The sequence below is a fragment of the Peijinzhouia sedimentorum genome (assembly GCF_049340005.1).
Taxonomy (GTDB): Bacteria; Bacteroidota; Bacteroidia; order Cytophagales; family Cyclobacteriaceae; genus CAXBDP01.
The window spans coordinates 128,019-138,755 of the sequence record NZ_JBMPIY010000009.1; the positions used below are offsets into that span (position 1 = coordinate 128,019).

The window sequence follows — 10,737 nt, forward strand, 5'->3', positions numbered from 1 at the left end:
TCTGCGGGAATCAGCGTAATCTGCGGGAAATAAGAAAGGTATCCCGCGGATAGCGCAGATTTCTTCTCTGCGTATATCAGCGTAATCTGCGGGAAATAAAAAAAGTGTCCCGCGGATAGCGCAGATGAGCGCAGATTTCTTCTCTGCGTATATCAGCGTAATCTGCGGGAAATAAAAAAGATTTCCCGCGGATAGCGTAGTTTGCCACAGATTTCTTCTCTGCGTATATCAGCGTAATCTGCGGGAAATAAAAAAGATTTCCCGCGAATAGCGCAGTTTGGCGCAGATTTTCCTTCTGAGGGTATTTACGGGAGAAAAGCTATAAGCCGTTTACTTTTCTGAATATTCCTGCCTTAATATTCGCTACATTAAAATTCACCAAAATCCCTAGTTTCAATTCCGTTATTTTCAAATAGGTTAAAACCTGTTTATGATGCACTTCCGCAAGATGTTCAACTGATTTCACTTCTATAATCACCTTATCTTCCACTAATAAATCTATGCGAAAGCCTAATTCCAATTTGGTGTCCTTGTAGTGAACAGGCACAGGCACTTCTCTCCTAACTGTCAACCCTTTATTTAAAAGCTCCAATTCTAATGCCGCCACATAAACAGATTCAAGCAACCCTGCTCCCAAGCCGTTATAAACATCAAAAATAGAACCTCTAATATGGAAGGAAATATCGTTTTCAGTCAATTTGACACTCATCCAGAATGGATTTAACTCAAATCATTAAAATTTTGAAATAGGATACTCTTCACAATCATAAATCATTGTTGATATTTCTACCCGAAGCCAATCTTTAAACATTTTGTAATTTCTTTTCTGAGGCCATTCCTTTTTATTGGGATGAAATGTTTCTAACTCCAGCTGAAAAATTTTATCAAATTTCTTTCTGAGCCAGGCTTCTTCATTTTCAACATCATCACTCAAAAGATATGTACGAGTTTGCATCACTTCTTCAAGCTCTTCTGGATCATCTGGGTATAGATTTAAATACCAGTCTATAAAGGGTTGCAAGGGTTTTACAATTATGGCAAAACGATCAATGTGGCCTTCTTCAAAATCCATATCTGAATCTTCAGACTCCATACTTTCGGCCATCATTGCCAAATAAGAACCCTGATCCTGTGTAATTACTGACAGTATAGGATCTCCTCCGGTTTCAGTTAATTCATAATCTGTTATAAAATTGGTGAATTCTTTAAAATGAAGGACTTTATAATCAATCATTCTTTTTAATAGATCTACATCTATATCCTGAGCATTTTCAACAGTCATTACTTCATTCAGAACTCCTTTAGGCAAAAGCATTTTCATATTTCCGAAGTTCCATGCATTCATTCCAAATTCTATAATTTCGTCATAATATTCCACCTCCTCAAATTCTTGAACAAAAGGCTTTAAAAATTTCTCCAACAATTGAGAATATTTAACCTCTTTGTTTTGCGAAGTATTTGATCTATTGAATAAACTAATCACTTTGTTTTTCATCCTAAATTCTATTTTTGATTTAGCAACTGATTTATTTGACACGACAATACTAATCGAATATATGAAGTCTTCAATTATAGATAAAATTTCTCTTTAAACTTTTTCAAGGTCTTTTGAGTCTTTGAGAAAATAACTTTTTCTGTCTATTTGTGCTTGATCTGCTTTTTGATAAAAGCTGTAGGTGTACTTTGAGTTACCTAATTAAGTGCTTTATGCTATATGACAATGAATACCTTATAGCACATTCCAATTTCCTTTTCATTTCTTAAGAATTAAAATTCCCTGTCCCTTTCTCAAAATTGCCTAATTTTACAGCAATGATGGATTTCAATAGAATTTCGAAAGTCGTGATTACTTGTAAAGATCGCGCAGTTTCATATTTGGAGCAGGAAGTTATTGCACTTGGCTTCAACCCAACTTTTAGCACTCGCACCACGGTAGAGCTGGATGGTTCCCTTAACGATTGTATATTTCTAAACATGCATTTGCGAACCGCGAGCATGGTGTTATTCGAGTTGAAATCCTTCCCTTTGAGGAATGTCCGGGAACTCTATGATATGATAAATGTGCTGCCTTGGGAGCAGTGCATTAGCAGTGATACCTATTTCTCGGTAGCATCTACCGTGAATCACGAAAGTGTGGATAATCCGCTATTTGTGAATGTGAAAATCAAAGATGCCATTGTAGATCGTTTTCGTGAAATAACGGGAGATAGACCTAATTCGGGATCAGATTTTGAAGGAGCTGTAATTCAGCTTTTCTGGAAAAATGAAGAAGCCAATGTGTACCTAAATACAACTGGAAAAACCTTGGCCAAACATGGCTACCGTAAAATCCCTGGACTTGCACCAATGATGGAAGATTTGGCTGCAAGTACCATTTTGGCTACTGGTTGGGATTTGAAAAGCCCATTTGTGAATCCAATGTGTGGCGCGGGAACGGTTGCCATTGAAGCAGCAATGCTTGCAAGTAATCGCTTTCCTGGGCTGTATAGAGATCAGTATGCATTTCAGCATATAAAAGGCTATGAACCAGAATATTACAATAACTTAAAGAAAGAGCTCGAAGCAAAAATCCAAGAGCCTGAAGGACTTATCATTATCGCTTCGGATTTGAGTGTAGATGCCTTGAAAGACACCAAAAAGAATGCGCAATTCGCAGGTGTGGATCATTTGATACAATTGGAGCATTGCGATTTTGCAGACACTACAATTCCCGAAACTGATCACGGAATTCTATTTTTCAATCCTGAATATGGTGAGCGATTAGGCGAATTAGAGGCATTGGAAGAAACCTATGATCGAATTGGCAATTTCATGAAACAGAAATGTGCCGGCTATACCGGGTTTATCTTTACAGGCAATTTGGAATTAGCTAAAAAAGTAAGGTTGAAAGCAAGTCGTAGAATCGAGTTTTACAACGGAACCATCGACTGTCGTTTGCTGAGATACGAGCTTTATAAAGGTACACGAGTGGTGAAGGAATAAGCGGGAGGAATAGCTTATTCTTCCAACAACTCCTCCGCTTCAAAAAGCTTGAAGATGATGAAATCTTCATCTTCAGCATTTTCGCTGCCTAGGTATTCAATCAACAAGCCTTCTTTAGTTACAAGCATATTTTCTGTATTCCAGTCTTTAAGCAAACCTATCTCAGTTTCACCAACATATTGTAAATTCTCATCGAGGATCAGAATGACAATTGGCTTTTCTTGCCAAGAGATATCCTCCGCTACATTATTAATTCCTTTCTTCAGCAATCGATAATAGAGATTTCGGAATGGATCATATTTAATCCCTCCGTAAATATCTGTTTGCTTAACATGCTCAGCCATCTCCATACGGGTGGATTCTCCGGCGTTACTTGTCATCAGTGGTAAAATACTTTTGGCATCTCTTGCACTTTCTACCTTTCTCAAATTAGGCTCACCCAATTTGCCGATATACAAATCATGTGTAATTGGAAAGCTGTAAATCATTTCTTGCGTATTGGAATTCAAATCGTAATGTACGGTGGTATAAAATGGATCATCCCAATTGAATTTGCTCCCAAAAATCTCAGTTGGGTAACTATGTTGATATTGAACCGAGTTATTTTGTAGATTGATATTAGCAGTGAATTTAAAAGTAGAAATTATTGAATCAGGAATAGCCCACATGTAAGAGCCTGCAACGATGAGTTCGTCTTTATTGGATAGAAATGGCGTAACTGACTGCGGGAAAAACTGAGGATACAGCAAGGCCCAATCTGCGGATGTCATGCTTTCTCCTCCAATCATCGAAATACGCTCGAAGCTTTCTCCTTCGCTATTGGTTCTGATTAATTCATTGCTCAGTAGATTGAAAATATAGATCGAGTCTTCATTCAAAATATGATATCCAGTTGGCCTTGCAATTCCATTTGGACCTTCTCGCTCGTAGGCAATTATTTTATCAATAGCTCTAGTGTCAAAATCGTAAAAGTAAAGCGAATGGTTTAAGCTATTGAAAAAGGTAAACGATCTATTTCCATCTTCACCTTCAACTACTTGTATATATTGAGGTTTTTGACCAGTTAGACTATCGAGTGGAAATCGGATTTCAGAATCGTTGAGCAGCGTGTAAGCTTTGCTTTTACTTTTACTTTGATCATTTGGGTCATTGTTGCAGGCGTATAAAAGGCCTACAAGTAGTAGGATCAAAAATGAGTTTTTCATTCGATAGATTTGAATTAATGTGAATCTAATTCAAAATTCTATAGCAATTTGAATAATTAATAAAGACGGTTAAAAAGCAGTTTAAATTCTTTCCCAATCGATCTTATCGGCTGTAAATGGCAGAGTTCTCAATCTTTGTCCGCATGCATTAAATATTGCATTGGCGATTGATGCGGACGTTGGTCCTTGTGCAGCTTCTCCAGCGCCCAGGGCTTTTTCGTTGGGTCTATTTATTACTTCTACTTCGATGTCAGGCACATCTTGAAAGCGCATAATCGGATAGCTATTCCAGTTCGTGCTTTCAATTCCTTGTTCATTGTATTTCACTTGCTCTAGCATCGTCCAACTAGCCGATTGGATCATCCCTCCTTCGGTTTGGTTTTTGAGTCCATCGATATTTATTGCCTGTCCGGCATCAATTGCACCCGCCATTTTCACTAGTTGGATTTTCTTGTTTTCTTTATCCATTTTCACCTCGGTGATGATGGCAAAATAAGATGCTGAATTTTTGTATTGTGCAAAGGCAATTCCCAAACCCACATTCGACTCCAATTGTCGAGTTCTATAATTGCTGGCCTTTACTACTGCATCAATCACTTCTCTTCCTCTAGCATCAGGCAGATTTTGTAATCTAAAGTCAACGGGATCGATGCCGGCCTTTTGAGCTAATTCATCCATAAATGATTCCAAGGCAAAGATATTTGCATAGGCACCTAAACCTCTCAAAGCCGAAGTTCGCAAAGGGCTAGTGTAATCGTGCATTTCGATTTTCAATGCATCTACACGATAAAGTGGGGTAGCATTTCTGTAGCTTCCACCAGAATATCCTCCCGCTCTCATTTCAAAAGGCTTCTCAAGATACCTAGCTGAAATAATATTTCCGGGCCTGCCACCTGGTCGAGTGCTATGCGTATCCGACCATAGTTTGGCATGCCATGCTGTGATTTTCCCATCTTTTACCTCTCCATTCATTCGCATTACCATCGCACTTCCATAAGGCTCCCAAGCGTGCTCTTCCTCCCGCATCCATTGCAGGCGAATGTGCTTACCAGACATTTTCATAGCAAGTAAGGCTGCATCAGCGGCAACATCATCTGCACCATTATGACCGTAACACCCGCTGCCTGGCACTCCAATAGCTCTTATCTTTTCTTCCGGCAGATTCAACATAGCGGCCACTGTACTTCGCAAGGGATATACGCCTTGACTATGTGTCCAAATGGTGAGTTGGTCATTTTTCCATAGCGCTACCGCACAAGATGGCCCGATGGAAGCATGCATGTGAAATGGTCTGAAATATTCGGCTTCAATGGTATCACCCTCTGATAAATTTCTTTCGATTGAGCCACTATCTTCCACCAAATTGGGTGGATTGCTATTGGCTATCATATCTTCATAGAGTTTATCCGCCAATGGCGAAATTTTTGGGCTATCCCATTCGGCATTTTCTTTGAGAAAATTCATTGCCTTAATGGCTTGAAACTCCTCTTGGCAAATCACTCCCACAAAACTCCCATCGACTATTATATCCTCCACTCCTTCCATCTTGAGCGCTTCGGCTTTTGGCAGGTTGACCAATTTGGATAGGTAATTTGCCGGCCTTACAATTCGTGCATGCAACATATCGGGAAAGCGTAAATCTTGCACGTAATTCTCGCCTCCCGTTACCATGCGTTTGATATCCTCCCGCTTATATCCGGTTCCTACAATGGTATAGTCACTGGGATTTTTTTGTTGCGCCTTTCCACTTACTCTACCATCTATCTTTTTTCCTTTCAGCAGATCCCAATATGCCACGGTTTTATCGCTACTTCTTCCACTCACCACGCCATCCACCACAGTCAATTCGTTTGTCGAAAGTTTGAGCTCTTCTGCTGCCAATTTCATCAAGATACTTCTTGCCTCAGCGGCTGCATTTCTTATCGCCGTTCCGCTGCCTTCGATAGAGCCACTACCGGCAGTCACGCGCTCATTCGCCGTTCTACCTGTATCCGCAATGATGATATCTACACGACTCATATCAACATCCAATTCTTCGGCGGCAATCTGCATTAGCGCAGTTTTTATTCCTTGTCCCAGTTCGAGCTTTCCTGTGAGTACCGTCACCGATCCATCGGCATCTATTCGTATCCAAGCGTCCACCAGATTTCTATCTACTTCGAAAGGTAAATCTTCTGTTAAAAAATCTTGAACAGGATTGGATGAGCAAAATGAAAGAGGCAAAAGATTGAAGCCAATAAGCAAACTGCCTGTTTGTTTTAAGAAACTTCGGCGATTGTTTTTGGGCAGGATATCGGTGATTTTTGAGTACGTCATTTCAATGAGTTTTCCTTTTGAAAAAAAGCGGGAGGTTAAAGAATTGCTATTTTGCAGCGGCATTTTTTACTGCTTTCAGGATACGGCTATGTGTGCCACAGCGACACAGTACTCTATTCATCCCCTGCTTTATTTCTTCGTTGGTAGGATTAGCATTTCTGCTTAGCAAAGCACTCGCAGTCATCACCATTCCATTGGCGCAATAGCCGCATTGGGCGGCTTGTTCCTCCACAAAAGCCTGCTGAACCGGACTCATATTTTCCTGACCACCAATGCCTTCTATAGTCACGATCTCATACCCTGCTGCGGCGGTGCATGTGATATTGCAAGAAGTTTGGGCATTGCCATTTAACAAAACCATACATGCGCCACATTGGCCAATACCACAACCATATTTGGCTCCATTCAAAGCCAAATTATTTCTCAACGCATATAAAAGTGGTGTTTCCGGATCAATCTCCATCTCATGTTCTCTTCCATTTACTTTTAATCTTATGCGCTCTTTCATGTTCTTGGCTTGAATTCTGCTAAATGATTTGGAAATAAATTACTGAATTAATGATTGTTATCAAAGTAAGAAGAATATAAACGCTCATATTTCCACTAGCCGAGGATAATGAATGAATGTATACCAAATTCAAAAAATAGCTAATTACCAATCCAAATATCAATTATGAAAAATATCATCGCTCCAATTTTATTCTCAATAGCAATAATCATAGCGGCCATCGTATTAGGCAATGCTGTGATAAACAGAAACAACCAAAATGGCACCATCTCAGTAACGGGTTTGGGTGAAACAGATTTCATTTCAGATCTAATCGTTTGGGAAGGTAATTTCTCCAAAGAGAACCAAGACTTACAGCAGGCTTATGCCGGGCTTGAAAGTGATAAAAAAATAGTGTCGGAATACCTTACAAGTAAGGGCATTGAACTAAACGATTTGGTATTTAGCTCTGTAAATACGATGCGTAATACCAAAAGCAATTATAGTGCTGATGGCCGATATTTAGGTGAGGAATTTATCGGATATACACTAAATCAATCTGTACAAATAGAGTCTTATAATGTAGAGAAAATTGAGCAAATCTCAAGAGAGATTACTGAGCTCTTAAACAAAGGAGTACAATTCTACTCGCAAGCTCCAAGATACTACTCTACCAAATTAGAAGAACTGAAAATTGAAATGGTTTCTCGAGCTACTGAAGATGCAAGATTAAGAGCTGAGAAAATAGCTGAAAATGCTGGAGCTAAACTGGGTGAATTAAAGGATGCTCAAATGGGAATTTTCCAGATTACCGGACAAAACTCTGGGGAGGACTATTCATGGGGCGGCACATTTAACACCTCTTCTAAAGCCAAGACAGCTTCTATTACAATGAAGCTGAAATATGAGGTGAAATAAAAGCAATATATCCTCATCTAAGCTCGTCTTACTATTTCGCTTATACAAAAAAGGGACAAGGCAATTGGATAATTATTGCCTTGTCCCTTTTTTGCTTTTAGCTATAGACTGTTAAAATACAATAGTACAACAATCTGTTTACTTGAGCCAAAACCCTAATCTATAATTAACCATTAAATAAAATTCTCTAATTATTGAACTAGTTCTTTTAGTACTTCACCTGTTATCACTATTTGCTGTGGGCTATTTTGGGTATTTGAAACTATATAGATCGATTTATTAAAAATGCCAAGGTCTTTGGAATCATAAATAATCATAAGATGACTTTCATCATTGGGCTCCAATTCGTACTTATACAAGTGAAAATTTGTACAGGAACATGGAGCTTGTACCTCTTCTATTATAATTTTTTCATTTGTAGGATTTTGAAGTGTGATCAGAAAAGTATCGGAAATGTTTTGTTTAAGTCTCCCAAAATCATGTTGGTTAGAAGACATCTCTAAATTACCATTAATTGAATTGATTTGATTATCATTCCTATTAACAGATAATAATTGAACAATTGCAAACGCAGCAACAAACAAACTTACACTATAAAAGATCTTTAATAATTTTCTTAATTTCATACTCTAGTAATTTTTCATTAAAATAATCATATCCAACGATTGTCCCTTGCTCTTTATTAAGGCTGAAATTTAAAAGGTAGTCTTTCAATTTAATTTCTGCAATCAAATTCAAATCCCAATCGAATACATGAATGGAAGAATTATGATGCTGATTTAGATAGAGTTCACTAGGCTGATTATAGTATAAAGCATAAATAAAATTATCATCTGCTTCGACTGCCTTGTAATAAATATTCAATGCACTTCTTTTTCTTGAAGATAAAAAATCAGTACTTTTATTCATATAATCAGTGCTGTTTTGATAACGATTCAACCTAATTCCTTCGCTACTCAATAAATCTACTTGATCTTGATATTGATAAACAGTTACAATTTTATCTTTACTTGGTTTTATATCAAATACATTAACATAAATTATGTTATAAATGTATTGTATATACTCTACTTCTTGAGACTGCTTTTCATACTCCAAATCAAATTGTATTTCCTTAAATAAGCTATCACTGTTGAGGTTGTAATAATTAAGTTGATTGATTCTCAATGATAGATTCGAATTATTAAAAACAATAATTGAGTCATTTATAAATCGAATGCTTAAAGGATCTGGATTTAATGGAATTTTAAGTGTTTTGTCGATTATGGTTTCATCTAGTATCAAACTTTTAGTAATATTTAACCTATGAAGCTTAACTTCATTTATATCATGAAACCATAGAAATAGATCTCGATTCTCGTATTCAAACCCATGAACTCTGATTGGAGAATTAAACTCATTAGGGCCATTTCCTCTTTTTAGAATATCTCCATACTTTTCATAAGTTTCATTATGGTATAAAGAAAAATAATAATCGTCATCCATTCGGAATCCTAATAAGATTGAATCTACTGAAATAATCTTATTAATTTTTACTTCATCTTTTAAGATTTCTTTCCCCTCTAATTCTATATTTATTACCTCTTTTTCTTCTTTACTACAAGAGATTAATAAAAAGAGAAAGGAAATAATTAAAACCAAATTGCTAATTTTCATTTCATTAAATCTATTTTAAACATGTCTAAAGAGGATTTCTCAAAAGAACAATCTCAAATTTTCTCAAACAATATTTTGGTTGATAATTAAAATTCTTGGTGAGTAATACTTCCTATTATAAAAAATCATTTTTTTTATATTTAGTACACTTCAATCCAATGTTATTTTGCAATAAAAGAAGCTATCTCACTAATGAGACAGCCTCTTCCAAACTTATTATTCAACTTCCACAGGACCTCCGCCGCAATCACCAGCTGTATGCTCGTGGTATTTACCTGTTTGTCGTTGACAAGTAATGCAATAAGTGAAAAACTCATTCTCATCTGTACTCCATGCTGTGTAACATGTGAACCCAAGCGCTTCATCTAAATTTTTGTCTTGTGACTGTAAATTTGGAACCATAAAGCCAAAACAAAGACCAAATAAAACTGGAATTGCATAAAAGAAATTTTTACTTTTTTTAAACATAATAGTAGAGTTTTTCTCACATCTAACATTTATACACAAATAATAGTGAGAATCATAATTGTGCACCCAATATTTAATTAAGCTATCAGGAACTTATTTAGTAGTACTACAACAATCGAAATATAATTAACTTTATACTAATAAAAAACATGTTGAACATTTTTTTTTTGTTATTATTCTCAACTTAAGTCATATAAAACTTTAAATCGAAACCGAAAATGCTCAAATACATCAAATGAGCCTACACTTTCCACAAAAAATAGGCATGTTTTCAATTATCATAACATACTAGTTAGTAGATCATAATATATTAAATAGGCACTCTATACTTAACTTAAAATACTCAGACCTTTCACAAGGTCGAGATTTGCATTTAATTTTTTATACTTTATCTTCCTAAATATTCAATATAAGAATAAAACATAGTATAATTATAAATTTATATGCGTAGGTCAATTCTTGTATTTTCTTCCTCAATATAAGCTTGGCCAAAAGCTTATATTGAGTCCTCTTAACCTTAACCATTACTAAAATGAAAGGCTTTAATTCTCACAACCTGCCGAGAGGCATTATAGGCTTCACCCTACTGGGATTTCTTCTTTTGATTAGCTGCAAGAGTGAAAATGCCATAGAAGGAGCTCCGGAAGTAATAGACATTAACGATTACACTAAAACGGATAGCCTGCTATCCATTCGCAGCTTGCT

General features: G+C 36.6%; 10 protein-coding genes. 2 read left to right on the top strand and 8 right to left on the bottom strand.

Annotated features, from left to right (window positions below; translation table 11 throughout):
• Nucleotides 1-319: 319 nt before the first annotated feature.
• Entirely contained in the window at nucleotides 320-709 is a 390-nt protein-coding gene (locus ACOXY8_RS12835; RefSeq protein ID WP_458332001.1) for a GxxExxY protein, read from the bottom strand.
• A 24-nt stretch (nucleotides 710-733) separates the two neighbouring features.
• Complete coding sequence (locus ACOXY8_RS12840) at nucleotides 734-1,495, bottom strand: hypothetical protein (RefSeq protein ID WP_458332002.1); 762 nt, start codon at nucleotides 1,493-1,495, stop codon at nucleotides 734-736.
• 317 nt (nucleotides 1,496-1,812) lie between these two features.
• On the opposite strand from ACOXY8_RS12840, the gene ACOXY8_RS12845 reads away from it, so the two are divergent.
• Nucleotides 1,813-2,982, top strand: coding sequence for a THUMP domain-containing class I SAM-dependent RNA methyltransferase (locus ACOXY8_RS12845; RefSeq protein ID WP_458332003.1), 1,170 nt, complete (start codon nucleotides 1,813-1,815; stop codon nucleotides 2,980-2,982).
• Between the two features lie 14 nt (nucleotides 2,983-2,996).
• Here ACOXY8_RS12845 and ACOXY8_RS12850 read toward each other — a convergent pair whose 3' ends face one another.
• The 3 genes from ACOXY8_RS12850 to ACOXY8_RS12860 all read right to left on the bottom strand — a co-directional run bounded on the left by ACOXY8_RS12850 (nucleotide 2,997) and on the right by ACOXY8_RS12860 (nucleotide 7,011).
• Nucleotides 2,997-4,187 carry a DUF4221 family protein gene (locus ACOXY8_RS12850; RefSeq protein WP_458332004.1) on the bottom strand — a complete coding sequence of 397 codons (1,191 nt, stop codon included), beginning with the start codon at nucleotides 4,185-4,187 and terminating at the stop codon, nucleotides 2,997-2,999.
• A gap of 81 nt (nucleotides 4,188-4,268) precedes the next feature.
• Entirely contained in the window at nucleotides 4,269-6,503 is a 2,235-nt protein-coding gene (locus tag ACOXY8_RS12855; RefSeq protein WP_458332005.1) for a molybdopterin cofactor-binding domain-containing protein, read from the bottom strand.
• Nucleotides 6,504-6,549: 46 nt separating this feature from the next.
• Nucleotides 6,550-7,011, bottom strand: a complete 462-nt coding sequence (locus tag ACOXY8_RS12860; RefSeq protein WP_458332006.1) for a (2Fe-2S)-binding protein — start codon at nucleotides 7,009-7,011, stop codon at nucleotides 6,550-6,552.
• Between the two features lie 165 nt (nucleotides 7,012-7,176).
• Between ACOXY8_RS12860 and ACOXY8_RS12865 the strand changes: the two genes are divergently transcribed.
• Nucleotides 7,177-7,908: an SIMPL domain-containing protein gene (locus tag ACOXY8_RS12865; RefSeq protein WP_458332007.1), complete on the top strand. Its 732-nt coding sequence runs from the start codon at nucleotides 7,177-7,179 to the stop codon at nucleotides 7,906-7,908.
• 191 nt (nucleotides 7,909-8,099) lie between these two features.
• On the opposite strand, the gene ACOXY8_RS12870 is transcribed toward ACOXY8_RS12865, so the two are convergent.
• The 3 genes from ACOXY8_RS12870 to ACOXY8_RS12880 form a co-directional block, all read right to left on the bottom strand.
• Nucleotides 8,100-8,534, bottom strand: coding sequence for a DUF1573 domain-containing protein (locus ACOXY8_RS12870; protein ID WP_458332008.1), 435 nt, complete (start codon nucleotides 8,532-8,534; stop codon nucleotides 8,100-8,102).
• On the bottom strand, nucleotides 8,500-9,564 hold the full coding sequence (locus tag ACOXY8_RS12875; protein WP_458332009.1) for a hypothetical protein: 1,065 nt from the start codon (nucleotides 9,562-9,564) through the stop codon (nucleotides 8,500-8,502). The genes ACOXY8_RS12870 and ACOXY8_RS12875 overlap by 35 nt, the downstream gene beginning before the upstream one ends.
• Before the next feature lie 216 nt (nucleotides 9,565-9,780).
• Nucleotides 9,781-10,032: a hypothetical protein gene (locus tag ACOXY8_RS12880; protein ID WP_458332010.1), complete on the bottom strand. Its 252-nt coding sequence runs from the start codon at nucleotides 10,030-10,032 to the stop codon at nucleotides 9,781-9,783.
• Nucleotides 10,033-10,737 lie beyond the last annotated feature (705 nt).

What these genes read in the sequence shown, in the direction of transcription:
- ACOXY8_RS12845 (WP_458332003.1), top strand. Translation starts at nt 1,813, where the DNA reads ATGATGGATTTCAATAGAATTTCGAAAGTCGTGATTACTTGTAAAGAT.
- ACOXY8_RS12840 (WP_458332002.1), bottom strand. Translation starts at nt 1,495, where the DNA reads ATGAAAAACAAAGTGATTAGTTTATTCAATAGATCAAATACTTCGCAA.
- ACOXY8_RS12855 (WP_458332005.1), bottom strand. Translation starts at nt 6,503, where the DNA reads ATGACGTACTCAAAAATCACCGATATCCTGCCCAAAAACAATCGCCGA.
- ACOXY8_RS12865 (WP_458332007.1), top strand. Translation starts at nt 7,177, where the DNA reads ATGAAAAATATCATCGCTCCAATTTTATTCTCAATAGCAATAATCATA.
- ACOXY8_RS12875 (WP_458332009.1), bottom strand. Translation starts at nt 9,564, where the DNA reads ATGAAAATTAGCAATTTGGTTTTAATTATTTCCTTTCTCTTTTTATTA.
- ACOXY8_RS12850 (WP_458332004.1), bottom strand. Translation starts at nt 4,187, where the DNA reads ATGAAAAACTCATTTTTGATCCTACTACTTGTAGGCCTTTTATACGCC.
- ACOXY8_RS12835 (WP_458332001.1), bottom strand. Translation starts at nt 709, where the DNA reads ATGAGTGTCAAATTGACTGAAAACGATATTTCCTTCCATATTAGAGGT.
- ACOXY8_RS12880 (WP_458332010.1), bottom strand. Translation starts at nt 10,032, where the DNA reads ATGTTTAAAAAAAGTAAAAATTTCTTTTATGCAATTCCAGTTTTATTT.
- ACOXY8_RS12860 (WP_458332006.1), bottom strand. Translation starts at nt 7,011, where the DNA reads ATGAAAGAGCGCATAAGATTAAAAGTAAATGGAAGAGAACATGAGATG.
- ACOXY8_RS12870 (WP_458332008.1), bottom strand. Translation starts at nt 8,534, where the DNA reads ATGAAATTAAGAAAATTATTAAAGATCTTTTATAGTGTAAGTTTGTTT.